Source organism: Streptomyces mexicanus, assembly GCF_902506575.1.
Classification (GTDB): domain Bacteria; phylum Actinomycetota; class Actinomycetes; order Streptomycetales; family Streptomycetaceae; genus Streptomyces; species Streptomyces mexicanus.
Genome location: NZ_LR732544.1, coordinates 3,664,765 through 3,687,438 on the forward strand (window position 1 = coordinate 3,664,765; position 22,674 = coordinate 3,687,438).

General features: G+C 72.0%; 21 protein-coding genes and 1 pseudogene. 8 read left to right on the forward strand and 14 right to left on the reverse strand.

Features of this window, described 5'->3' with window-relative positions; all coding sequences use genetic code 11:
• Nucleotides 1-33: 33 nt before the first annotated feature.
• From GV126_RS16325 to cseC, 5 genes are all read left to right on the forward strand, one after another.
• Entirely contained in the window at nucleotides 34-924 is an 891-nt protein-coding gene (locus tag GV126_RS16325; protein WP_159673778.1) for an iron-sulfur binding domain-containing protein, read from the forward strand.
• A 343-nt stretch (nucleotides 925-1,267) separates the two neighbouring features.
• Entirely contained in the window at nucleotides 1,268-1,807 is a 540-nt protein-coding gene (locus GV126_RS16330; RefSeq protein WP_028420948.1) for a SigE family RNA polymerase sigma factor, read from the forward strand.
• Nucleotides 1,795-2,475 carry a hypothetical protein gene (locus tag GV126_RS16335; RefSeq protein ID WP_202035145.1) on the forward strand — a complete coding sequence of 227 codons (681 nt, stop codon included), beginning with the start codon at nucleotides 1,795-1,797 and terminating at the stop codon, nucleotides 2,473-2,475. The genes GV126_RS16330 and GV126_RS16335 overlap by 13 nt, the downstream gene beginning before the upstream one ends.
• A 224-nt stretch (nucleotides 2,476-2,699) precedes the next feature.
• Nucleotides 2,700-3,401, forward strand: a complete 702-nt coding sequence (gene cseB / locus GV126_RS16340; RefSeq protein WP_159667209.1) for a two-component system response regulator CseB — start codon at nucleotides 2,700-2,702, stop codon at nucleotides 3,399-3,401.
• A 13-nt stretch (nucleotides 3,402-3,414) separates the two neighbouring features.
• The gene (cseC, locus tag GV126_RS16345) at nucleotides 3,415-4,773 is read left to right on the forward strand and encodes a two-component system sensor histidine kinase CseC (RefSeq protein ID WP_159667212.1); all 1,359 of its coding nucleotides are present in this window, start codon (nucleotides 3,415-3,417) and stop codon (nucleotides 4,771-4,773) included.
• Between the two features lie 62 nt (nucleotides 4,774-4,835).
• Here cseC and GV126_RS16350 read toward each other — a convergent pair whose 3' ends face one another.
• From GV126_RS16350 to GV126_RS16360, 3 genes are all read right to left on the reverse strand, one after another.
• Nucleotides 4,836-5,279, reverse strand: coding sequence for a VOC family protein (locus tag GV126_RS16350; RefSeq protein WP_159667215.1), 444 nt, complete (start codon nucleotides 5,277-5,279; stop codon nucleotides 4,836-4,838).
• 109 nt (nucleotides 5,280-5,388) lie between these two features.
• Nucleotides 5,389-5,847, reverse strand: a complete 459-nt coding sequence (locus GV126_RS16355) for a helix-turn-helix transcriptional regulator (RefSeq protein ID WP_419795994.1) — start codon at nucleotides 5,845-5,847, stop codon at nucleotides 5,389-5,391.
• Nucleotides 5,848-6,102: 255 nt separating this feature from the next.
• Nucleotides 6,103-7,695, reverse strand: a complete 1,593-nt coding sequence (locus GV126_RS16360) for an MDR family MFS transporter (protein ID WP_159667218.1) — start codon at nucleotides 7,693-7,695, stop codon at nucleotides 6,103-6,105.
• A gap of 150 nt (nucleotides 7,696-7,845) precedes the next feature.
• On the opposite strand from GV126_RS16360, the gene GV126_RS16365 reads away from it, so the two are divergent.
• Nucleotides 7,846-8,445 carry a TetR/AcrR family transcriptional regulator gene (locus GV126_RS16365; RefSeq protein ID WP_159667221.1) on the forward strand — a complete coding sequence of 200 codons (600 nt, stop codon included), beginning with the start codon at nucleotides 7,846-7,848 and terminating at the stop codon, nucleotides 8,443-8,445.
• Between the two features lie 96 nt (nucleotides 8,446-8,541).
• On the opposite strand, the gene GV126_RS16370 is transcribed toward GV126_RS16365, so the two are convergent.
• Nucleotides 8,542-9,126 (reverse strand): M23 family metallopeptidase, encoded by a 585-nt coding sequence (locus tag GV126_RS16370; protein WP_159667224.1) that lies wholly within the window; start codon nucleotides 9,124-9,126, stop codon nucleotides 8,542-8,544.
• Nucleotides 9,127-9,577: 451 nt separating this feature from the next.
• On the opposite strand from GV126_RS16370, the gene GV126_RS16375 reads away from it, so the two are divergent.
• Nucleotides 9,578-10,330, forward strand: coding sequence for an HAD family acid phosphatase (locus GV126_RS16375; RefSeq protein ID WP_159667227.1), 753 nt, complete (start codon nucleotides 9,578-9,580; stop codon nucleotides 10,328-10,330).
• A gap of 92 nt (nucleotides 10,331-10,422) precedes the next feature.
• Here GV126_RS16375 and GV126_RS16380 read toward each other — a convergent pair whose 3' ends face one another.
• Nucleotides 10,423-12,948 carry an ATP-dependent Clp protease ATP-binding subunit gene (locus GV126_RS16380; protein WP_028420957.1) on the reverse strand — a complete coding sequence of 842 codons (2,526 nt, stop codon included), beginning with the start codon at nucleotides 12,946-12,948 and terminating at the stop codon, nucleotides 10,423-10,425.
• A 441-nt stretch (nucleotides 12,949-13,389) separates the two neighbouring features.
• Between GV126_RS16380 and GV126_RS16390 the strand changes: the two genes are divergently transcribed.
• A complete protein-coding gene (locus GV126_RS16390; protein WP_159667230.1) occupies nucleotides 13,390-13,998 on the forward strand; it encodes an SCO3374 family protein in 609 nt (202 codons plus the stop codon).
• 61 nt (nucleotides 13,999-14,059) lie between these two features.
• On the opposite strand, the gene GV126_RS16395 is transcribed toward GV126_RS16390, so the two are convergent.
• The 9 genes and pseudogenes from GV126_RS16395 to panC all read right to left on the reverse strand — a co-directional run bounded on the left by GV126_RS16395 (nucleotide 14,060) and on the right by panC (nucleotide 22,473).
• The gene (locus tag GV126_RS16395; RefSeq protein WP_028420959.1) at nucleotides 14,060-14,395 is read right to left on the reverse strand and encodes a histone-like nucleoid-structuring protein Lsr2; all 336 of its coding nucleotides are present in this window, start codon (nucleotides 14,393-14,395) and stop codon (nucleotides 14,060-14,062) included.
• A gap of 207 nt (nucleotides 14,396-14,602) precedes the next feature.
• The gene (locus GV126_RS16400; protein WP_159667233.1) at nucleotides 14,603-15,136 is read right to left on the reverse strand and encodes an amino-acid N-acetyltransferase; all 534 of its coding nucleotides are present in this window, start codon (nucleotides 15,134-15,136) and stop codon (nucleotides 14,603-14,605) included.
• Between the two features lie 9 nt (nucleotides 15,137-15,145).
• Nucleotides 15,146-15,757, reverse strand: coding sequence for a BlaI/MecI/CopY family transcriptional regulator (locus GV126_RS16405; protein ID WP_159673786.1), 612 nt, complete (start codon nucleotides 15,755-15,757; stop codon nucleotides 15,146-15,148).
• Between the two features lie 240 nt (nucleotides 15,758-15,997).
• The gene (locus tag GV126_RS16410; protein ID WP_159667236.1) at nucleotides 15,998-16,183 is read right to left on the reverse strand and encodes a hypothetical protein; all 186 of its coding nucleotides are present in this window, start codon (nucleotides 16,181-16,183) and stop codon (nucleotides 15,998-16,000) included.
• 765 nt (nucleotides 16,184-16,948) lie between these two features.
• A complete protein-coding gene (locus GV126_RS16420) occupies nucleotides 16,949-17,593 on the reverse strand; it encodes a hypothetical protein (RefSeq protein WP_159667239.1) in 645 nt (214 codons plus the stop codon).
• A 217-nt stretch (nucleotides 17,594-17,810) separates the two neighbouring features.
• Nucleotides 17,811-18,608, reverse strand: a complete 798-nt coding sequence (locus GV126_RS16425) for a type III pantothenate kinase (RefSeq protein ID WP_159667242.1) — start codon at nucleotides 18,606-18,608, stop codon at nucleotides 17,811-17,813.
• Nucleotides 18,609-18,616: 8 nt separating this feature from the next.
• Complete coding sequence (gene nadC / locus GV126_RS36525) at nucleotides 18,617-19,606, reverse strand: carboxylating nicotinate-nucleotide diphosphorylase (RefSeq protein ID WP_236570264.1); 990 nt, start codon at nucleotides 19,604-19,606, stop codon at nucleotides 18,617-18,619.
• A 12-nt stretch (nucleotides 19,607-19,618) separates the two neighbouring features.
• Nucleotides 19,619-21,337: pseudogene (locus GV126_RS36530) on the reverse strand (L-aspartate oxidase); the annotation flags it as partial.
• Nucleotides 21,334-22,473 (reverse strand): pantoate--beta-alanine ligase, encoded by a 1,140-nt coding sequence (panC, locus tag GV126_RS16435; RefSeq protein ID WP_159667248.1) that lies wholly within the window; start codon nucleotides 22,471-22,473, stop codon nucleotides 21,334-21,336. The pseudogene GV126_RS36530 and the gene panC, both read right to left, overlap by 4 nt.
• Between the last annotated feature and the right edge of the window lie 201 nt (nucleotides 22,474-22,674).

A 22,674-nucleotide genomic window follows, 5' to 3' on the forward strand; every position in this document is an offset into this window, starting at 1 on the left:
GCCCCGGCCCCCGTCGCCGGCCGCCCCGCCGGCGTGCCCGGCACCCCGCTCGGCGAGACCCTGCACACCCAGGTCATCAGCTGGTTCGACGACAACGCCCGCGACCTGCCCTGGCGGCGCCCCGACGCGGGCGCCTGGGGCGTGATGGTCAGCGAGTTCATGCTGCAGCAGACCCCCGTCAGCCGCGTCCTGCCCGTCTACGAACAGTGGCTGGAGCGCTGGCCCCGGCCCGCCGACCTCGCCAAGGAGGCGCCCGGCGAGGCCGTGCGCGCCTGGGGCCGGCTCGGCTACCCGCGCCGCGCCCTGCGCCTGCACGGCGCCGCGGTCGCCATAACGGAACGGCACGGCGGCGACGTGCCCACCGAGCACGCCCAGTTGCTCGCGCTGCCCGGCATCGGCGAGTACACCGCGGCCGCGGTCGCGTCGTTCGCCTACGGCCAGCGCCATGCCGTGCTGGACACCAACGTCCGCCGGGTCCTGGCCCGCGCGGTCACCGGTGTGCAGTACCCGCCGAACGCCACCACCGCCGCCGAGCGCCGCCTGGCGCGGGCCCTGCTGCCCGAGGACGAGCGGACCGCGGCCCGCTGGGCCGCCGCGTCCATGGAGCTGGGCGCGCTGGTGTGCACGGCGAAGAACGAGTCCTGCCACCGCTGCCCGATCGCCGCGCACTGCGCCTGGCGGCTGGCGGGCAAGCCGGAGCACGACGGCCCGCCGCGCCGGGGGCAGACGTACGCCGGCACCGACCGGCAGGTGCGCGGCAAGCTGCTCGCCGTGCTGCGGGAGGCCCACGCGCCGGTGCCGCAGACGGTCCTGGACCGGGTGTGGCACGAACCGGTGCAGCGCGCACGGGCACTGGACGGGCTCGTCTCGGACGGTCTGGTCGAGCCGCTGCCGGGCGGGCTGTACCGGCTGCCCCTGACCTGACACCCCCACACCTGACCCACCCTCACCTCACAGGCGTCCCACAGGTTCAGGAGGCGGCGCGGGCCTTCGCGCACCGCGTCCGCATATCATCCAAGGCGACAAACCACCCCGAAACGGGAAAAGTCGGAGCGCCATCCCGCCCGTTTTCTCCGTCCGTTACACAACTGACGCACAGCCGCGCGTTGTCCGCAGGCTGCCTCGGACAACGCCGTGACAACCCCTCCGTACCTTCGATCGCGTGCCCGCCGAAGGGCACCGGGCGGCTGCCGACCACAGCCGGCCCGCACACGGCGTGGGACCCGGCGACGGTGGGCCGGGACAACGGGGACGGAGGCGGTTGATCATGGCGCAGGGAGAGGTGCTCGAGTTCGAGGAGTACGTGCGCACCCGGCAGGAGGCCCTGCTGCGCAGCGCACGCCGGCTGGTGCCGGACCCGGTCGACGCCCAGGACCTGCTGCAGACCGCGCTGGTGCGCACCTACGGCCGCTGGGAGGGCATCGCCGACAAGCGGCTCGCCGACGCCTACCTGCGCCGCGTCATGATCAACACGCGGACCGAGTGGTGGCGGGCCCGCAAGCTGGAGGAGGTCCCCACCGAGCAGCTGCCGGACGCCTCGGTGGAGGACTCCACCGAGCAGCACGCCGACCGCGCCCTGCTGATGGACATCATGAAAGTTCTCGCTCCCAAGCAGCGCAGCGTCGTGGTGCTGCGACACTGGGAGCAGATGTCCACGGAGGAAACGGCCGCTGCCCTTGGCATGTCCACGGGTACGGTCAAGAGCACGCTGCACCGGGCGCTCGCCCGGCTCCGCGAGGAGCTTCAGGCCCGCGATCTGGACGCACGCGCGCTGGAGCGTGAGGAGCGGGAGCGTTGCGCGGCCTGAGCGGCGGGGCCGGGTCCGGCCCTGAGAGCTGCACCCCGGCCCGGGGGACTGTTCCGGCGGTGATCGCGGCGGTGGCCGTGCTCGCCGCCCTCGGCCTGTTGCTGTCCGGCTGCGGCACGGGCGGCACCGGAGCCCGGGACGAGGGACCGGCCGGCGCCGGCACGGTGGCGGTCCCGCCCGCCAGCCCCTCCCCCAGCGCGAGCGACTCCCCGCGGCCGGCGGTGGACGCGGTCCGGCTGGTCAAGGACGACCCGAAGGTCTCGGCGTCGGTCAAGCGCGGCCTGAAGCCGTGCACGGCCGACCAGTACCCGGTCGACGTCTCCTACGGCAAGCTGACCGGCGGTTCCGCCGACGACATCGTCATCAACGTGCTGACCTGCGGGGACGCGGTCGGGATGGGTTCTTATGTGTACCGTGAGCAGGGTGACCGGTACGAGAACGTGTTCAGGGCCGAGGAACCGCCGGTCTACGCCGAGATCGACCGCGGTGACCTGGTGGTGACCAAGCAGGTGTACGAGAAGGGCGACCCCGTCTCGAACCCGTCCGCCGACGACGTGATCACCTACCGCTGGTCCGGGAGCGGCTTCACCAAGGTCTTCAGCACCCGCAACGAGTACAGCAAGGCCGTCGGCGGCGCCGCCAGCGCGGAGCCGGCGCCGGACAACTGAGCCGGCGGCCGCCGGTCGGGCCGTGCCCGGCCTCCGCCGGTGGCACCGGCCGCCGCACGCACCGTGACGGGCGGCGCACGGCGGGCCGACGGGGCGCGCCCGGCCGGGACCCCGCGCCACCGGCCGGAACCCGCACCATGGAGCCGGACCCCGTACCACCGGCCGCGACCGCACCGCCGGCCGCGGTCGCAGCACCGAAGCAGACGAGGACTGAGAGCACCGGGATGGCAGAGCAGACCCACGTCCTGTTCGTCGAGGACGACGACGTCATCCGCGAGGCCACGCAGCTCGCCCTGGAGCGGGACGGCTTCGCGGTCACGGCCATGCCCGACGGGTTGTCGGGCCTGGAGGCGTTCCGGGCCAAGCGGCCGGACATCGCGCTGCTGGACGTCATGGTGCCCGGCCTGGACGGCGTCAGCCTGTGCCGGCGGATCCGCGACGAGTCGACGGTGCCGGTGATCATGCTCTCGGCGCGCGCCGACTCCATCGACGTCGTCCTGGGCCTGGAGGCGGGCGCCGACGACTACGTGACCAAGCCCTTCGACGGTGCCGTCCTGGTCGCCCGCATCCGGGCGGTGCTGCGCCGCTTCGGGCACGCGGCGGGCGCCCGCGGGGAGTCCGGCTCCGCCGCGGTGACCGGCGGTGTGCTCACCTTCGGCGACCTGGAGGTGGACACCGAGGGCATGGAGGTGCGCCGGGCCGGGCAGCCGGTGGCGCTGACCCCGACGGAGATGCGGCTGCTGCTGGAGTTCTCCGCCGCGCCGGGCACGGTGCTCTCCCGGGACAAGCTCCTGGAGCGGGTGTGGGACTACGGCTGGGGCGGCGACACCCGCGTCGTCGACGTCCACGTGCAACGGCTGCGCACGAAGATCGGCCAGGACCGGATCGAGACGGTCCGCGGCTTCGGCTACAAGCTGAAGTCCTGAGCGGGGCGGCCGCATGCGAGGCAGCACACGGCGCCTGCTCCCCGAGCGCCTGGAGCAGGCGGAGATGCGTACCGGGCTGAGATGGAAGCTCAGCGCGGCCATCGCGCTGGTCGGCGCGCTGGTCGCGATCGCGCTGAGCCTGGTGGTGCACAACGCCGCCCGGGTCTCGATGCTGGACAACGCCCGCGACCTCGCCGACCAGCGGCTGCAGTTCGCCCAGCCGATCTACGAGCGCCCGGGCCGGCGGCCGGCCTCCGGGACGTACAAGATCGACGACCCGGCGCTGCCCGCCGCGCTGCGCGAAAAGGTCGAGCGGGGCCGGCGGGCCACCTACGTCACGGACCACCCGGGCGGCGCCCCGGACATCTGGGCGGCCACGCCGATCAAGGGCGGGCACGTACTGTCCCTGCACACGCACTTCACCGACCGCAGCACGGACATCCTCCAGGACCTCGACCAGGCCCTGGTCATCGGATCCATCGCGGTCGTCCTGGGCGGCAGCGCGCTGGGCGTGCTCATCGGGGGGCAGCTCTCGCGCCGGCTGCGCAAGGCCGCCGCGGCCGCCAACCAGGTCGCCAAGGGCGAGACGGACGTACGGGTGCGCGACGCCATCGGCGGCGTCGTACGGGACGAGACCGACGACCTGGCGCGCGCGGTGGACGCGATGGCCGACGCGCTGCAGCAGCGCCTGGAGGCGGAGCGGCGGGTCACCGCGGACATCGCGCACGAGCTGCGCACCCCCGTCACCGGGCTGCTGACGGCGGCCGAGCTGCTGCCGCCGGGCCGGCCCACGGAGCTGGTCCTGGACCGGGCCAAGGCGATGCGCACCCTGGTGGAGGACGTGCTGGAGGTCGCCCGGCTCGACGGTGCCTCGGAGCGGGCCGAGCTGCAGGACATCCTGCTGGGCGAGTTCGTCACCCGGCGGGTCGCCGCGAAGGACCCGGACGTCGAGGTGCGGGTGGTGCACGAGTCGGAGGTCACCACCGACCCGCGGCGCCTGGAGCGCGTGCTGTTCAACCTGCTCGCCAACGCCGCCCGGCACGGCCGGCCGCCGATCGAGGTGACCGTGGAGGGCCGGGTGATCCGGGTGCGGGACCACGGCCCCGGCTTCCCGGAGGAACTGCTGGCCGAGGGCCCGAGCCGGTTCCGCACCGGCAGCGCGGACCGCGCCGGGCACGGCCACGGCCTGGGCCTGACCATCGCCGCGGGCCAGGCCCGGGTCCTAGGCGCCCGGCTGACCTTCCGCAACGTACGGCCCGCGGGCGCCCCCGAGCACGTCCCGGCCGAGGGCGCGGTCGCGGTCCTGTGGCTGCCGGAACACGCGCCGACGAACACGGGCAGCTACCCGATGCTGCCCCAGCAGAGCAGGTGACGCCGTCGGGGACGGCGGCGCCGTCCCCGGCCGGGCCACCGCCCGCCCCGGCCCCGGCGGGGCTACGACCAGCCCTTGTCCAGGTCCAGGTCGCCCTCGCGCCGCTGGGTGAAGGAGAACCAGTTGCCCGAGTCGTCCCGGAACAGCGCCTCGGTGCCGTACGGCCGCTCCTGCGGCTCCTGCAGGAACTCCACCCCGCGCTCCTTGAGCCTGCGGTAGTCACCGTGGATGTCGTCGGTGGCCAGCACGCCCACGCCGAAGGCGCCCTTGGCGACCAGCTTCTTGATCATCTCGGCCGACTCGGGATCCATCGCGGGCGGCCCCGGCACCATGAGGGTCAGCTCCACGTCGGGCTGGTCGGGGGCGCCGACGGTGAGCCAGCGCATCCCGCCGTCCCCCATGCTCAGGTCCGTACGGACCTCCAGGCCCAGCTTCTCGGTGTAGAACTCCTTGGCCCGGTCCTGGTCGAGGACCCAGACGGTGGCGATGGCGAGCCCCTTGATCATCGTGTCTCCCGGGGGTGCTGGTGCCCGGCAGGCCACGCTCACGACGGGGCGAACGTTGTCTTTCGGGGCACAGGACGCTGTTGCCCTGCCACCGTAGGCAGGGCGGCGATCAGGGCGCTTCTTCGGAATTGCGGTGCCGGGCCGGTGCGCCGCCGGGCCGGAAGCCGCCCGCCCAGAGCATGGCGTAGCAGCCGGGGATGAGCGCCGCCCCGCGGCCGACGTGCCGGGCGCGGTACTCGCTCGGGGTGAGTCCGGTCCAGGTCTTGAACCGCGCCGAGAACGTGCCCAGGCTGCTGAAGCCGACCAGGGTGCAGATCTCGGTCACCGACAGGTTCGCGGTGAGCAGCAGGTCCTCGGCCCGCTCGATGCGGCGGTGGGTCAGGTACTGGCCGGGCGTCTCGCCGTACGCCTCCTTGAAGGCCCGTATGAAGTGGTAGCGCGAGTACCCGGCGTGGGCCGCCACCGTGTCCAAGTCGAGGTCCGGGTCCGCCCAGTCGCGGTCCATGGCGTCCTTGGCCCGCCGCAACTGCCGCATCCTGCCCGCCACCGCCTGCGCCACTGCTTCCATACGGCCGATGGTGGCACGCGGCACTGACAACGGGCGGCCGGACAACGGGCGGCCGGGTGCGGTCCGCCCCGGCCGCGCGGGACGTGCACGGGAACTGCGAGGGACGTGCAGAGGGCACGCAAGGGACACGCAGCGGGCACGCAGGGGGCATGGGCGAGGCCCGGCACCGATGGGTGCCGGGCCTCGGGGGCGCGGGACGGGTCCGGGTGCCGCGCCTCGGGGGCGCGGACGGGTCCGGGTGCCGCACCGTGCGGGTCAGACCGCTTCCGTGACGCCCTCGCGAGACGCCGGGCCGTCCTGCGGGTCCGGCTTCGCCGCGGCCGGTCCCGCTCCCCGCAGCGGCACCTCCTTGACGAACACCGCCGCCACCAGGGCGATCACCGCCACCACCGACCCCAGCAGGAACGCCGAGTGGGTGCCGGCCGACCCCGCGTGCTGGTAGGCCTCGCGGGCCACCGCCGGCAGCTTCTCCAGGCTCTTGGCGTCCAGCTGCGCGGACTGCTCCGTGATCTTCGACCCCAGCGCGCCGGCCCGCTCGGCCATCACGTCCTGGACCCGGTGGTTGAACAGCGCGCCCATGATCGACACGCCGAAGGAGGAGCCGAGGGTGCGGAAGAGGGTGGTGGACGAGGAGGCCACGCCCATGTCCTTCATCTCGACGCTGTTCTGCGCGACCAGCATGGTGATCTGCATCAGGCAGCCCATGCCCGCGCCGAGCACCGCCATGTACAGGCCGGAGGTCAGGCGAGTGGTGCCGGTGTCCATCAGCGACAGCAGGTACAGCCCGACGATCATCAGGACGCCGCCGGCCACGGGGAAGATCTTGTACCGGCCGCTGTTCGTGGTGACCCGGCCGGCGATCAGCGACACGACCATCATCGCGCCCAGCATCGGCAGGAGCAGCAGGCCGGAGTTGGTCGCCGAGGCACCCTGCACCGACTGCTGGTACAGCGGCAGGAACAGCACCGCACCGAACATCACGAAGCCGGTGATGAAGCCGATCAGCGACATCAGGGTGAAGTTGCGGCTGCGGAAGATGTGCAGCGGCACGATCGGCTCGGCGGCCTTGGTCTGCCAGAAGACGAACCCGACCAGCGCGGCGACGCCGATCGCGATCAGCTCCATGATCCGCGCGGAGGTCCAGGCGTACTCGGTGCCGCCCCAGGTGGTGACGAGCACGATCGCGCTGATGCCGAGGGTCAGCAGCGCGGCGCCCAGGTAGTCGACCCGGGCCTGCGCGCGCTTCTTCGGCAGGTGCAGGACGGCGCTGATCGCGACGAGGGCCACCGCGCCGAGCGGCAGGTTGATGTAGAAGGCCCAGCGCCAGCCCCAGTTGTCGGTGATGGTGCCGCCGACCAGCGGGCCGCCGATCATCGCGAGCGCCATGACGCCCGCCATCATGCCCTGGTACTTGCCCCGCTCGCGCGGCGGGATGAGATCACCGATGATCGCCATGACGCCGACCATCAGACCGCCCGCGCCCAGGCCCTGCACGGCCCGGAAGCCGATCAGCTCGCCCATGTTCTGCGCCATGCCGCTGAGCGCCGAGCCGACCAGGAAGATCACGATCGAGGTCATGAAGGCGCCCTTGCGCCCGTACATGTCCCCGAGCTTGCCCCACAGGGGCGTGGCCGCGGCCGTCGCCAGGGTGTAGGCGGTCACTACCCAGGAGAGGTGCTCCAGACCGCCGAGTTCGCCGACGATCGTGGGCATCGCCGTGCCCACGATCATGTTGTCGAGCATCGCGAGCATCATCGCGATCATGAGCGCGAGCAGCACGACCCGCACGCTCTTGGGTTGTTTGCCGGCCGAACCGGCTTCCGTCTCGGCTATGACTGCCTGCGCCATCCTCGCGACTCCCCCAGATGTGACTCACTACTTACTTGCCGACCGGCAAGTTGCTTCACTCCGAAGGTAGAGCGCTACTAGCCGGGCGTCAAGTAAGTTTGTGCTGACCGGGCGGCAGGTAAGTTTTCAGGGAGCGCGAGGAGTACGAGGATGGGCGGCACCATGGACGGCACCAAGCAACAGCGCCGCGGAGACACCCGCCAGCGCATCCAGGACGTGGCGCTCGCACTCTTCGCCGAGCAGGGCTATGAGAAGACCTCGCTGCGGGAGATCGCCGAGCGCCTGGGCGTCACGAAAGCGGCGCTGTACTACCACTTCAAGACCAAGGAAGAGATCATCGTCAGTCTCTTCGAGGATCTGACCAGGCCGCTGGGCGAGCTGATCGAGTGGGGCCGGCAGCAGCCGCACACCCTGGAGACCAAACAGGAGATCGTGCGCCGCTACAGCGAGGCCCTGGCCGCTGCCGCGCCGCTGTTCCGCTTCATGCAGGAGAACCAGGCCACGGTGCGGGAGCTGCGCATCGGCGACACCTTCAAGAGCCGGATGACGGGTCTGCGGGACATCATCATCGACCCGGAGGCGCGCCTGACCGACCAGGTCCGCTGCGTCAGCGCCCTGTTCACGCTGCACGCCGGCATGTTCGTCATGCAGGACCTCGAAGGCGACCCCGAGGAGCGGCGCAAGGCCGTCCTGGAGGTCGCGATCGACCTGGTCACCCAGGCCCACCAGGGCGCGCACGGCGACGCCTGACGCCCGGCGGACACCAGCGCACCGCCGCCCGCTGCGCGAGCAGCGGACGGCGGTGCGGGGAGACGTGCGGGCGGTCGCCCTCGTTCAGGCGGTCGCTCAGACCTTCACGCCGTGGGCGCGCAGGAAGGTGACCGGGTTGACGGCCGAGCCGTAGTTCGGGGTCGTACGGACCTCGAAGTGCAGGTGGGGGCCGGTGGTGTTGCCGGTGTTGCCGGACAGGGCTATGTGCTGACCGGTGGAGACGACCTGGCCGACCTTCACGTCGATGCGGGAGAGGTGGGCGTACTGGGTGTACAGGCCGTCGGCGTGCTTGATGACGATGGCGTTGCCGTAGGCGGGGCCGTCACCGCCGCCGTTGGGGCCGGCCTTGACGACGGTGCCGCCGTGCGCGGCGACGACGTTCGTGCCGATCGGCACGGCGAAGTCCTGACCGCTGTGCTTGTGCATCCAGTGGCTGCCGCCCTGGTCGAAGGTCGCGGTGAGCGTGTAGTGCTGCACCGGGTCGATCCAGGCGGCGGCCGACGTGGCGGCAGCGGCGGCGGTGGGGGCCGCCGTGGTCTCGGCGGCGTTCGCTACTCCCGCGCCCACGGCGGCCGAGACTCCCAGGCCGGCGGCGAGGACGGCGGCACGGGTACGGAGCTTGGTCGCACGGGCGGAACGGGACGTGGCGCGCTGGAACATCGAAACCTCTGCGGGTGGGGGACATGAGGACCACCCGGACGCCTATGCGTTCGCCGGGCGGGCCCCACCTTGGTAACCCGGCCCGTCATCGCCCCTCAAACACCCCCACTACGACCGAAACTAGTAAGAGGGGTCAGTGATTCAGGTCTCTTGACAGCACGCCCATTAGGGACAAAACGCCTGTTAAACCCCCATCCACCGGCAATTCTCGCGGGGAAATGCCCGCTTTATCGGCGCATGTCCGTCACTAAGACCCCTAGTACCGGACAAAACGCCTGTGCCGCATGTCACTGATAAGCCCCGGGTCGCGGGGTTTTCGTGTGACGGGGCTCATGTGGCTCCCGTCTCAGCAGAGTTACTGCCTGGTAATCATCCGGTTCCCCTTCCGCCACTCTGCTGCATGAGCATGCCCACAACAACCGCGCAGTGGGACGGACGGGAGAGGACCCCCATGACCCCAGGCACCTTCACGCGCCGCATCGCCACGACCGCCCTGGCCACGGTGGCCGTCACGGCGCTGGCCGTCCCGGTGGCCGCGCAGGCGGCGCCGGACGGCCCTGCCGCCGCGTCGGCGCCGTCGGCGCACGCAGCGGGCGGCCGGGCGGCGCAACCGGCCCCCGCCCCGGCGCATACGGTCGCCTCCGCCCCGGCGCACCCGACCGCCGCTCAGCAGTCCGCGGACATGGCGGCCACCGCGGCCGCCTCCGGCACGGTCGACCACGCCACCTGGCAGCAGGACTGCCAGGCCGTGATGGACCAGGCCCTGCCCTATCTGAAGCAGCGCGTCGCGAGCGCCCGGCCGGGCGAGAAGCAGGCCGTCGTCCTCGACGTGGACAACACGGCCCTGGAGACCGACTTCGGCTTCCGCTACCCCCAACCGGCCAACCGGCCCGTCCTCGACGTCGCCCGGTACGCGCAGGAGCACGGCGTCGCGCTGTTCTTCGTCACCGCCCGCCCCGGCATCATCAAGGCGCCGACCGAGTACAACCTCGAACACGACGGCTACGAGGTCTCCGGCCTGTACGTCCGCGGCCTGCTCGACCTCTTCCAGGACGTCGCCGCCTACAAGCCCGCCCAGCGCGTCCGGATCGAGAACGCCGGCTACACGATCATCGCGAACATCGGCAACAGCGCCACCGACCTGACCGGCGGCCACGCCGAGCGGACGTTCAAGCTGCCGGACTACGACGGGCAACTGTCGTAGGGCGTACGGAGCGGTCCGTCGGGACACGCCGTCCGGACATGCCGAAGGGGCCGGTGCTCGAAAGCACCGGCCCCTTCACATGCCCGGAACGCTTACGCGTCCTTGCTCAGGTTCGGACCGGCTCCGCCGGCCGCCTGCTCGATCGGCGGGACGTCCGGCAGGGCCGACTTCTCCTCGCCGCGGAAGGTGAAGGTCTTGTCCTCGCCCTCGCCCTCGGTGTCCACGACCACGATGTGGCCGGGGCGCAGCTCGCCGAAGAGGATCTTCTCCGACAGCGAGTCCTCGATCTCGCGCTGGATGGTCCGGCGCAGCGGCCGGGCGCCCAGCACGGGGTCGTAGCCCTTCTTGGACAGCAGCTCCTTGGCGGACTGGGACAGCTCGATGCCCATGTCCCGGTCCTTCAGGCGCTCGTCCACCTTGCCGATCATCAGGTCGACGATCCGCAGGATGTCCTCCTGCGTCAGCTGCGGGAAGACCACCACGTCGTCGACGCGGTTGAGGAACTCGGGCCGGAAGTGCTGCTTCAGCTCGTCCTGGACCTTGTTCTTCATGCGCTCGTAGTTGGTCTTCGTGTCACCCGAGGCCGCGAAGCCCAGGTTGAAGCCCTTGGAGATGTCCCGGGTGCCGAGGTTGGTCGTCATGATGATGACCGTGTTCTTGAAGTCCACGACCCGGCCCTGGGAGTCGGTCAGGCGACCGTCCTCCAGGATCTGCAGCAGCGAGTTGAAGATGTCCGGGTGGGCCTTCTCGACCTCGTCGAAGAGGACCACCGAGAACGGCTTGCGCCGCACCTTCTCCGTCAGCTGGCCGCCCTCCTCGTAGCCCACGTAGCCGGGGGGCGAACCGAAGAGGCGGGAGACCGTGTGCTTCTCGCTGAACTCCGACATGTCGAGGGAGATCAGCGCGTCCTCGTCACCGAAGAGGAACTCCGCCAGCGCCTTGGACAGCTCGGTCTTACCGACACCGGACGGGCCGGCGAAGATGAACGAGCCACCGGGGCGCTTGGGGTCCTTCAGACCCGCACGCGTACGGCGGATCGCCTTGGACAGCGCCTTGACGGCGTCGTCCTGGCCGATGACCCGCTTGTGCAGCTCCTCCTCCATGCGGAGCAGGCGGCTGGACTCCTCCTCGGTCAGCTTGAAGACCGGGATGCCGGTGGCCGTGGCGAGGACCTCGGCGATCAGCTCGCCGTCGACCTCGGCGACGACGTCCATGTCGCCGGCCTTCCACTCCTTCTCCCGCTTGGCCTTGGCGGCCAGGAGCTGCTTCTCCTTGTCGCGCAGGGAGGCGGCCTTCTCGAAGTCCTGCGAGTCGATCGCGGACTCCTTGTCCCGGCGCACGGCGGCGATCTTCTCGTCGAACTCCCGCAGGTCCGGCGGCGCGGTCATCCGGCGGATCCGCATCCGGGAGCCGGCCTCGTCGATCAGGTCGATCGCCTTGTCCGGCAGGAAGCGGTCGGAGATGTACCGGTCGGCCAGGGTGGCGGCCTGGACCAGCGCCTCGTCGGTGATGGAGACGCGGTGGTGCGCCTCGTACCGGTCCCGCAGGCCCTTGAGGATCTCGATGGTGTGCGGCAGGGACGGCTCGGCGACCTGGATGGGCTGGAAGCGGCGCTCCAGGGCCGCGTCCTTCTCCAGGTGCTTGCGGTACTCGTCCAGGGTGGTGGCACCGATGGTCTGCAGCTCACCGCGGGCCAGCATCGGCTTCAGGATCGAAGCCGCGTCGATGGCGCCCTCGGCGGCACCCGCACCGACCAGCGTGTGCAGCTCGTCGATGAACAGGATGATGTCGCCGCGGGTGCGGATCTCCTTGAGCACCTTCTTCAGGCGCTCCTCGAAGTCACCGCGGTAGCGGGAGCCGGCGACCAGGGCACCGAGGTCCAGGGTGTAGAGGTGCTTGTCCTTGAGGGTCTCGGGCACCTCGCCCTTGACGATGGCCTGGGCCAGGCCCTCGACGACGGCGGTCTTGCCGACGCCGGGCTCACCGATCAGGACCGGGTTGTTCTTGGTACGGCGGGACAGCACCTGCATGACCCGCTCGATCTCCTTCTCGCGCCCGATGACCGGGTCGAGCTTGGACTCGCGGGCCGCCTGGGTGAGGTTCCGGCCGAACTGGTCGAGGACCAGGGACGTCGAGGGGGTGCCCTCCGCAGGGCCGCCGGCGGTGGCGGTCTCCTTGCCCTGGTAACCGGAGAGCAGCTGGATCACCTGCTGCCGCACGCGGTTCAGATCTGCGCCCAGCTTGACCAGGACCTGGGCGGCCACGCCCTCGCCCTCGCGGATCAGGCCGAGCAGGATGTGCTCCGTGCCGATGTAGTTGTGGCCCAGCTGAAGCGCCTCGCGGAGCGACAGCTCCAGCACCTTCTTGGCACGGGGAGTGAAGGGGATGTGACCGGACGGCGCCTGCTGGCCCTGGCCGATGATCTCCTCCACCTGCTGGCGGACCGCCTCGAGCGAAATCCCGAGGCTCTCAAGGGCCTTGGCGGCGACACCCTCACCCTCGTGGATCAGGCCCAGGAGGATGTGCTCGGTGCCGATGTAGTTGTGGTTGAGCATCCGGGCTTCTTCCTGAGCCAGGACGACAACCCGCCGCGCGCGGTCGGTGAACCTCTCGAACATCGTTAATCGCTCCTCAGAGCGGTCAGGCAGTAAGGGGAACTTCCCCTCCCTGTCCTTCCGCAGCTTAGTCCCGCAAGCGGGGACCGCTCATTCCAACTGCCGACACCGTCGATGGCCTCCTGACCCCGAACGCCGACATCTGCTCCAACCCGATGGTGCGAGACGATGTTCCCGCAGGCCAGGCAGTTACCCCAGTCGCCAGTACGCCGATGGCGAACGTGGGGCTCCGCTGCCCGGGTGCGGCCTGCGTGTCGCCCCCTCCCACTAGGGATGTCTTACCCGCAGGGACTGACACTCCATGCGGCGCGCACCGGTTCCCTCCGCTATGGGCGAACAACCTTGCGCCCCGTCCGCCCTCCGAGCGCCCCGCATTTCAGCACGTGGCGCATACGTGACGGCACTCGGAGTAACCATCGGCTCTCTCCCTCGGTTGCACCGGTCATGGTCGGCAGCCTCCCCACGCTCCCCGTGCCCTTCCCCTCGCCCCGTCGGCCGCTCGGCCCGGAGGCGTGGATCCGGCACTGGTACGAGAACGAACTCGGCTGGGCGACGGTGCCCGGCACACCGGTACGACTTGTCGTGGGCCGCCGCTTCGACGTCCTGGACGTGCCGGTCGAGGCCGGGCGTGCGGCACTGCGCCATCTGGGGCCCGCCTCTCCGGTGGCCGCCCAGGCCGACCGGATGCGGCTGCTGGTGGCCGCGGGCAGCGCTCCGGAGCTGCCGGGACTGCTGCAGTGGCTGGAGTGGGGCGGGATCGACCTGGACCTGGTGGCGCTGGGCGCGGGCACGCTGATGGACGCGCCGCCGCCCGGTGCCGGGGCGGCCGGGGCACGGCCGCCCGCCCGGGGCCGTTCCGTCTCGCAGGGGGCCGCCGTGTGGCTGCGGCCCCCCGGTCCGGGGTGCGAGGTCGATGCCTCGCTGCCGACGCTGTCGGCCTTGGGGGGCAGCGGGGGCTCCCCCGATCTCGTACGAGTCGTGGACACGGTGGCAGCGCACTGCCACCGGCTCCGGCTGCGGCGCGCGTGCGGCCGCGGGCCGGACCTCTCGTAGCCTCGCGCCGCCCGCCTGGAGCCGGCCGGGCGGCGGCCGTCGGTCTCGGCTCGGCCGCGCGTCAGGCGTTGGCCTTCTCGTAGGCCTCGCGGATGCTCGCCGGGACCCGGCCGCGGTCGTTGACCTCGTAGCCGTTCGCCTTCGCCCAGGCGCGGATCTGCGCGGTGTCCTGGCTGCCGCCGGAAGCGGCGCGGGCCTTTCCGCGGCCGCCGGAAGCACGGCCGCCGGTACGGCGCCCGTTCTTGACGTACGGCTCGAGAAGGCCGCGGAGCTTGTCCGCGTTGGCGGTGGTGAGATCGATCTCGTACGTCTTGCCGTCCAGCGCGAACGTCACGGTCTCGTCCGCCTCGCCGCCGTCGAGGTCGTCGACAAGAAGGACCTGAACCTTCTGTGCCACCGGATTTCCTTTCATCGATAACGTGAGGGCCGGGGTTGGTCGGCGTCCGCCGTTTCGCCGTCCCCTGTTATATGCAGTACTGCAGTACGTCGGAAAGCAAACCGCTTTTGCCCGAAAAACACAAACCCCTGGCCGAGCCCGGACCCTCACCCCGGCGCGGAAACATGCGCGTTTCGGACATAGGGTTCCCTCTGCCGCACCGGTCGGTCACAGATGCAGAAGCATCCGGCTGTTGCCCAAGGTGTTCGGTTTCACTCGTTCGAGGCCCAGGAACTCCGCGACGCCCTCGTCATAGGAACGCAGCAGCTCGGCGTAGACATCAGTGTCGACCGGCGTCTCACCGATCTCCACGAAGCCGTGCTTGCTGAAGAACTCCACTTCGAAGGTCAGGCAGAATACGCGGCGAACACCCAGCCAGCGCGCGGTCTGCAGCAGCTTCTGGAGCAACTGGTGGCCGACGCCGGCGCCCTTCAGGCCCGGCTTCACGGCGAGGGTGCGCACTTCCGCCAGGTCTTCCCACATCACGTGCAGTGCGCCGCAGCCGACGACCTCGGCGTTGTCGTCGCGTTCGGCGACCCAGAACTCCTGGATGTCCTCGTAAAGCGTCACGGTCGCTTTGTCGAGCAGGATGCGCTCGCGCACGTAGGTGTCCAGCAGCCGGCGCACGGCCGGGACATCGCCGGTCCGGGCCCGTCGGACGGTGATGGCTTTTGCGGTGACTTCGGGACGCTCTGCGGACATGAGCGGACGCTATCGCCCGTGGCCGCCCTGCGCGGAGCCGGGGTTCCGGTCGCCGGATTCGGCGGTACCGGCGGTTTCGCCGGCCGGAGCCGCTTCGGGGGTATCCGGGACTTCGCCGGTGACTTCCGGCACGTCATCGCCGGGGTGTTCCGCGGGTCGTTCCCCGGTGTCTTCGCCGGCGTCTTCCCGCGCGCCTTCTCCGGCGGGTTCGGCCGGGTGTTCGGCAGGTTCGCGAGCGGGTTCTCCGGCGGCGCCTTCGGCCGTACGTCCCGTGATGCCTTCCGTGCGGCCTTCCCTGGTGCCTTCGACGATGCGTACGGCATCACGCAGCGCTTGGCGCTGTTCGTCGCTCATCATCCCGAAGAAGGCGACGAGAGCGGCCGCGGCGTTGTCGCTCTGCGACCAGGCGTCGTTCATCAGCGCGGCGGCATAGGCGGCCCGTGTGGAGACCGCCTCATATCGATAGGCCCGGCCCTCCGCCTCGCGGCGCACCCAGCCCTTCTGATGGAGGTTGTCCAAAACGGTCATCACCGTGGTGTACGCGATGGACCGCTCCCGCTGGAGGTCTTCCAGGACTTCCCGAACGGTCACCGGGCGGTTCCACTTCCACACCCGTGTCATGACCGCGTCTTCGAGTTCTCCCAGGGGGCGAGGCACAACTCAGACGATAGTGGTTAATGCGGGTCATGGCGTGCCGGACGGGCACTATGCCAGCAAATGTGAACAAAAAGGACGTACGACCCGTGTCCGGCGGGAGGGGTCCACCGGCAGAGGCCGTACGCCGCGCAAGGCGCCGGTCGCACGCGGGGCGCGTGCCGGCCAGGGCGGCCGGACCGTCCCTCGACCGGCCGGCCCGGCGGGTCAGGCGTCGGTGGCCGCGCCGCCCTGGGAGGTCCCGCCGCTGTGCGCACGCGCCATGGCGGCGTCCACGGCGGCGTCCTCCTTCGCCTTGGCTGCGCCGCCCTGGGTCTTCACGATCACCCTGACCAGAGCGATGAAAAAGACGGCCATGACGACCGGCGGAACGAGTGCGGAGACGTAGTCCATGGGTCCAGAGTAGCCACGGCGGCGGGACAAACAGGGGCGGGGTGGCGCGTAGTGCCGCCGTGCGGGGGACGGCACCGGTCCCCTGCCTGCTACACCGCGAGCCGCTGCTGCTGCGGCTGCGGACTGCCGGCGGGGCTGGCTCTTTTTCACATATCTGCGCCCACCAGAGAGGCAGGAATCCCGTGTGCCGTCCTTTGCTTGGAAAAAAACAAAAGACCACTGACTCATGGCTCTCAATTCCATCTTCATCAGGGTCGGCGGCGGGCGCGGTGCCGGGCGCCTGCGGGGGCTCCTGGGCGCCGCAGCGGCGCAACAGGGCGGCGGCGGCCGGGTTGCCGCGCAGGGCGCGCAGCGCCGCCAGGTCGTCGGAACCCGGGCGGTACCCGCCGTCCAGCGCCTCCGCCAGCAGGGCGCAGTAGCCGACGGTCGTGCCGGGCAGGGCGGCGCGGTAGCGGGCGAGATCGGCCACCAGGAACGCGCGCAGCCGGGCACCTTCGCGCATCGCCTCGTCCAGCGACTCGGCGAGCCGGAGGCAGTCCTGCACGTCCTCGGCGCGGGCGGGACGTTCATGAAGGGCAACGGCGAGGGCGCGGCGGAGCACACGCAGCTCCTCCGCACCGAACACCATGCCGCCGCGGGTTCCGTATGGCGTGGGCATGGCCCGACCATACGCGCTAATCGGACAAATTCGACACACGACGCGGCCGTTGGCGCGCCCTGCGCGCGGACGCGGGAACCCCCGGGCGGCGCAAGGGCCCGCGCGGGTCAGGAATCGGCCGTGATGGCTCCGATCGGGATGCAGTTTCGCCCGGACAGCCGCACCTCACAGAGGGAAGCGCCGGTCAGGTCCGCCTTCTCCGACACGAGCTGCCATGCCCAGTGGTAGTAGACGGTGTTCGCCTCCAGGGTGCCGAACACCGGGTCCACGCCCGCCACCCCGTCGTCACCGAAGAGCAGTTGGTCCTCGGTCATGTAGGGCGTCGCGCCGTCCATCACGCCCCCGATGTACTGGTTCTTCTCCGCCTCCAGGCTGGGATAGTCGACGGCCAGGTCCGCGTACGGCGCGTGGACGCTGCGGTTGCGCGGCTCGGCCTCCACCCGCAGCAGCAGGCCCACCGCCTTCGTGCCGGCCGGCGGCGGATCGTCCGGCACGTCGACCATGGTCCGGGCGTCGAGGATCTGCACCGTGTAGGTGTACCTGCGGTGCACGTGCAGCACCGGCTTGCGCACCGGGGGCAGCGTGGGGCGCGAGGGCTGGTCGGTCGGGTTCTTCGCCGGTGAGGGCGCCAGGGACGACGCCGCGGCTGGGTCCGTCGCCCGGGTCGGGCCGGTCGCCGCGGTGGCACCGGTCGCCGCGCCGGTCCGGGCGTCGGCCGTGTCGTGGCCGCCGCAGCCGGTCAGCGTGCCCATGACAGCCATGGCGGCAAGGACCGCGCCTGCCCACCGTGCGGGGCCCCGGCCCCGTCGGTCCGCGCTCATGCTCTCCCCCGAGTCCAGCATCTCGACGCTCAACGGGCGATCATCCTAGACGCGGGCGGGACCACCGTCCGTGCCCCCGGCCCTGCCGGGCCGGCGGCGGGCGGGCGCACAGGCCGCTCGGGCCGCCCGCGCCCCCGCCGCCGCGCGGTCACAGCCGGGAGACGTTGCGTTCGTAGACCAGGCGCAGGCCGATCAGGGTCAGCCAGGGCTCGTGTTCGTCGATCACGGCGGACTCGCCGAGCACCATCGGCGCCAGGCCGCCGGTCGCGATGACGGTCACCTCGTCCGGGTCGTCGGACAGCTCGCGGGCCATCCGGCTGACCACCCCGTCGACCTGGCCGGCGAAGCCGTAGACGATGCCTGCCTGCATGGCCTCAACGGTGTTCTTCCCGATCACGCTGCGCGGGCGGGCCACCTCGATCTTGCGCAGCTGCGCCGCCTTCACGCCGAGGGCCTCCACGGAGATCTCGATACCGGGCGCGATGACCCCGCCGACGTACTCCCCGCGCGCGGAGACCGCGTCGAACGTCGTCGCCGTACCGAAGTCGACGACGATCGCCGGGCCGCCGTACAGCTCGTTGGCGGCGACCGCGTTGATGATGCGGTCGGCGCCGACCTCCTTGGGGTTGTCGAACAGGATCGGCACGCCCGTCTTGACGCCGGGCTCGACCAGCACGGCCGGCACGTCGCCGTAGTACCTGCGGGTGACTTCGCGCAGCTCGTGGAGCACCGACGGCACGGTCGCGCAGATCGCGATGCCGTCGATGCCGTCGCCCAGGTCGTCGCCCAGCAGCGGGTGCATGCCCATCAGGCCCTGCATCAGCACCGCCAGCTCGTCCGCGGTGCGGCGCGCGTCGGTGGAGATGCGCCAGTGCTCGACGATGTCCTCGCCGTCGAACAGGCCGAGGACGGTGTGCGTGTTGCCTACGTCGATCGTCAGCAGCATGGACGGTCCTACTCCCCCGCCTCGCGCAGGTCCAGGCCGATGTCCAGGATCGGCGAGGAATGGGTCAGGGCGCCCACGGCCAGGAAGTCGACGCCGGTCTCCGCGTACGCGCGCGCGTTGTCGAGGGTGAGCCGGCCGGAGGCCTCCAGCAGGGCGCGGCCGTCGACGATCGCGACGGCCTCCTCGCACTCCCCGGGCGTGAAGTTGTCCAGCAGGATCAGGTCGGCGCCCGCGTCCACGACCTCGCGCAGCTGGTGCAGCGTGTCGACCTCGACCTCGATCGGCACCTCCGGGAAGGCCTTCCGCACGGCGTCGAAGGCCGCCGCGACACCACCGGCGGCCACCACGTGGTTGTCCTTGACCAGGGCCGCGTCCGACAGCGACATGCGGTGGTTGACGCCGCCGCCGCAGCGCACGGCGAACTTCTCCAGGGACCTCAGGCCCGGCGTGGTCTTGCGGGTGTCGCGCACCTTCGCCTTGGTGCCCTCCAGGGCGTCCGCCCACGCGCGCGTGGCGGTGGCGATGCCGGACAGGCGGCACAGCAGGTTCAGCGCGCTGCGCTCGGCGGTCAGCAGGTCACGCGTGCGCGTGGTGACCGACAGCAGCTTCTGCCCGGCCTCCACCCGGTCGCCGTCCAGGACGTGCCGCTCGACCTCGAACTCGTCCGTGCAGACGACCGACAGGACCGCCTCGGCGACGCGCAGACCGGCCACCACGCCGGCCTGGCGCGCGGTGAAGTCGCCGGTGGCCACGGCGTCCTCGGAGATGGTCGCGACCGTCGTCACGTCCACGCCGTGGGCCAGGTCCTCCTGGATGGCGACGTTCGCAATGTCCTCGACCTCCACGGGGTCGAGCCCGGCGTCCGCCAGGAGCTGGGCGAGCGCGGGGTCCAGCCCGCACTCGAGGTACTCCTCGTCGCCGTCCGCGCCGCAGGCGCAGCCGTCGCCGCAGCCGCCGGTCGGGGCGAGGGGAAGGTCGTCGGTGCTCACGTGTGTCACTGCTCCTGGGACGGGCGGGGCGCGGGGGGTCGGGGGGAAGTCTGCGCTGTCCGTGGTGTGCACGGCCAGGCTCCGGTCCGGGTTCAGGCGTACCACGATGTGGCGGCGCCAGTGGGCGTCGTCGCGGTCGGCGTGGTCCTCGCGCCAGTGGCAGCCGCGGGTCTCCTCGCGCAGCCGGGCGGCGGCGACCAGGGCGCGGCCCACGCACAGGAGGTTGGTGGCCTCCCAGGTGTCCACGCCGGGCTCGGCGGTCTTGCCGTGGTCCTCCAGGGCGCTCAGCGCCTCGGCGTGCAGGCGCTCCAGCCGGTCGGCGGCCCCGGCGAGGGAGGCGGCCGAGCGGAGCACGCCCGCGCCCTCCGTCATGATCCGCTGGATCGTGAACCGGGTCTCGGGCGCGAGCAGCGGGTGGGCGGGCCGGTCGGCGTACGGGACGGGCTGCGGCACGCGCGCGCGCAGGCCGCCGCTCTCCCGCTCCCGGGTGATGTCCGCGGCGATCCGCTCGGCGTAGACCAGGCCCTCCAGCAGGGAGTTGGAGGCGAGCCGGTTGGCGCCGTGCACGCCCGTGCAGGCGACCTCCCCGCACGCGTACAGGCCCGGCACGGTGGTCCGGCCGTGGGAGTCGGTGCGCACGCCGCCGGAGGCGTAGTGGGCCGCCGGGGCGATCGGGATGGGCTCGGTGACCGGGTCGATGCCGTGGGCGCGGCAGGCGGCCAGGATCGTCGGGAAGCGGTGCTCCCACATGTCACGGCCGAAGTGCCGGCCGTCGAGGAACATGTGCTCGGCGTCCTGCTCCAGCATGCGGCGCAGGATGCCCTTGGCGACGATGTCCCGGGGGGCCAGCTCGGCCAGTTCGTGTTGGCCGACCATGAAGCGCACGCCGTCGGCGTCGACCAGGTGGGCGCCCTCGCCGCGCACCGCCTCCGACACCAGCGGCTGCTGGCCCTCGGCGTCCGCACCGAGGAACAGCACGGTCGGGTGGAACTGCACGAACTCCAGGTCGGAGACCTCCGCGCCCGCGCGCAGGGCGAGCGCCACGCCGTCGCCCGTGGACACGGACGGGTTCGTGGTCGCGGAGAACACCTGGCCCATACCGCCGGTGGCGAGCACCACGGCGGGCGCGTGCACCGCGCCCACGCCGTCGTGCTGGCCCTCGCCCATGACGTGCAGGGTGACACCGGCGGCACGGCCCTCGGCGTCGGTGAGCAGGTCCAGCACGAGCGCGTTCTCGACGGTGCGCACGCCCCGCGCGCGTACGGCCTCCACCAGCGCCCGGGAGACCTCCGCGCCGGTCGCGTCGCCGCCGGCGTGCACGATGCGGCGCCGGTGGTGGCCGCCCTCGCGGGTGAGGTGGATGACGCCCGTGTCGTCGGTGTCGAACTGCGCGCCGGTGGAGATCAGCCGCCGCACCGCGCCGGGACCTTCGGTGACGAGGATCCGCACGGCCTCCTCGTCGCACAGGCCGGCCCCGGCGACCAGGGTGTCGTCCAGGTGCTGCTCGGGGGTGTCGCCCTCGTCGAGGGCCGCGGCGATGCCGCCCTGGGCCCAGCGGGTGGAGCCGTCGTCGAGGCGGGCCTTGGTGACGACGACCGTCGCCAGGCCGGCCGCCTGGCACCGCAGTGCGGCGGTCAGGCCGGCCACGCCGGAGCCGACGATCACGACGTCCGCGTCGAGGGACCACCCGGGGGCGGGCGCGTGCAGTCGTATGCCTGTGCTGGTGCCTGTGCTGGTCACGAGGCGGCTCCGGGGTGTTCGGCGGATGCGGGGGCTTCGGCGGATCCGGGGGTGGTGGCGGTGTCGGAGGTGACGGGGGTGGCCAGGGTGTCGTTGGTGGCCACGGTGTCGTTGGTGGCCGCGGTGACCGCGGCGACGGGGGCCTCGGGCGCGCCGAAGGTCAGCGGCAGGTTGTCGATCAGCCGGGTCGTGCCGACCCGGGCGGCCACGGCGAGGACGGCCTCGCCGGTGAAGTCGTCCCCGATCTCGGTGAAGTCGGAGGGGTCCACCAGGGCCAGGTAGTCCAGTTCCAGCGGCGGGGCGAGCCGGGCGGCCCCGTCGAGGACCGTCCGGGCCGCCGCGCGGACGGCGTCGGCCGCGCCGGGGGACGCCTTGGCCACGGCGGCGGCGTCGGCGGCCGCCCGGGACTCCCCCAGGGCGCTCAGGGCCTCGGCACGCGCGCGTGTGGAGGGCACTTCGCGGGCCCGGGCGCGCAGCGCCTCCTGGGCGGCGTGCCGGTCGCGGCCCGCGAACAGGGCGCGGGACAGGGCGAGGGCGGTGTGCCGCTCCCGCGGGGACAGGTAGCGGTTGCGGCTGGACAGGGCCAGGCCGTCGTCCTCGCGCACGGTGGGCACGGCGACGATCTCCACGCCGAAGTTCAGGTCGCGTACCATGCGGCGGATCAGGGCGAGCTGCTGGGCGTCCTTCTGGCCGTACAGGGCGACGTCGGGGCGGGTGAGGTGCAGCAGCTTGGCGACGACGGTGAGCATGCCGTCGAAGTGCCCGGGGCGCGAGGCGCCCTCCAGGCGCTCGCCCATGGGGCCCGCGGTGATGCGCACCTGGGGCTCACCGCCCGGGTAGACCTCCTCCACGGACGGCGCGAACACCACGTCGGCGCCCGCCTGCTCGGCGACCTTCAGGTCGGCCTCCAGGGTGCGCGGGTATCGGTCGAGGTCCTCGCCCGCGCCGAACTGCAGCGGGTTGACGAAGACGGTGACCACGACCTCGCCCTCGGGGCCGGCGATCTCCCGCGCGGTGCGGATCAGGGTGGCGTGGCCGTCGTGCAGGGCGCCCATGGTCATCACGACGGCGCGGCGGCCTCGGGGGGCGCGCGCGTGCAGCTCGTCGGCGGTGCGCAGCAGGGCGGTGGTGGTCATCGGGCGTCTCCGTTCTCGGGCGCCGGGGTCACCGGACCGCCCTCCTGTGCGTTCTCGGGCACCACCGCGGTCACCGGGATCACCGGTATGACCGGGCGGTCCGGGGAGGCCGGGCGCGCTGCGGGTGCCCGGCGGGTCCTGAGTGCTGTGTGCGCCGGGCGGGGTGCCGCGACCGGCGGACGGGCCGCGGGCGGCGCCGGG

Excerpts from the sequence above, each read along its gene's own strand:
- GV126_RS16330 (WP_028420948.1), top strand. The coding sequence starts at position 1,268 with ATGGCGCAGGGAGAGGTGCTCGAGTTCGAGGAGTACGTGCGCACCCGG.
- cseB (WP_159667209.1), top strand. The coding sequence starts at position 2,700 with ATGGCAGAGCAGACCCACGTCCTGTTCGTCGAGGACGACGACGTCATC.
- cseC (WP_159667212.1), top strand. The coding sequence starts at position 3,415 with ATGCGAGGCAGCACACGGCGCCTGCTCCCCGAGCGCCTGGAGCAGGCG.
- GV126_RS16350 (WP_159667215.1), bottom strand. The coding sequence starts at position 5,279 with ATGATCAAGGGGCTCGCCATCGCCACCGTCTGGGTCCTCGACCAGGAC.
- GV126_RS16355 (WP_419795994.1), bottom strand. The coding sequence starts at position 5,847 with ATGGAAGCAGTGGCGCAGGCGGTGGCGGGCAGGATGCGGCAGTTGCGG.
- GV126_RS16360 (WP_159667218.1), bottom strand. The coding sequence starts at position 7,695 with ATGGCGCAGGCAGTCATAGCCGAGACGGAAGCCGGTTCGGCCGGCAAA.
- GV126_RS16365 (WP_159667221.1), top strand. The coding sequence starts at position 7,846 with ATGGGCGGCACCATGGACGGCACCAAGCAACAGCGCCGCGGAGACACC.
- GV126_RS16370 (WP_159667224.1), bottom strand. The coding sequence starts at position 9,126 with ATGTTCCAGCGCGCCACGTCCCGTTCCGCCCGTGCGACCAAGCTCCGT.
- GV126_RS16375 (WP_159667227.1), top strand. The coding sequence starts at position 9,578 with ATGACCCCAGGCACCTTCACGCGCCGCATCGCCACGACCGCCCTGGCC.
- GV126_RS16380 (WP_028420957.1), bottom strand. The coding sequence starts at position 12,948 with ATGTTCGAGAGGTTCACCGACCGCGCGCGGCGGGTTGTCGTCCTGGCT.
- GV126_RS16390 (WP_159667230.1), top strand. The coding sequence starts at position 13,390 with ATGGTCGGCAGCCTCCCCACGCTCCCCGTGCCCTTCCCCTCGCCCCGT.
- GV126_RS16400 (WP_159667233.1), bottom strand. The coding sequence starts at position 15,136 with ATGTCCGCAGAGCGTCCCGAAGTCACCGCAAAAGCCATCACCGTCCGA.
- GV126_RS16405 (WP_159673786.1), bottom strand. The coding sequence starts at position 15,757 with ATGACACGGGTGTGGAAGTGGAACCGCCCGGTGACCGTTCGGGAAGTC.
- GV126_RS16410 (WP_159667236.1), bottom strand. The coding sequence starts at position 16,183 with ATGGACTACGTCTCCGCACTCGTTCCGCCGGTCGTCATGGCCGTCTTT.
- GV126_RS16420 (WP_159667239.1), bottom strand. The coding sequence starts at position 17,593 with ATGGGCACGCTGACCGGCTGCGGCGGCCACGACACGGCCGACGCCCGG.
- GV126_RS16425 (WP_159667242.1), bottom strand. The coding sequence starts at position 18,608 with ATGCTGCTGACGATCGACGTAGGCAACACGCACACCGTCCTCGGCCTG.
- panC (WP_159667248.1), bottom strand. The coding sequence starts at position 22,473 with ATGACCACCACCGCCCTGCTGCGCACCGCCGACGAGCTGCACGCGCGC.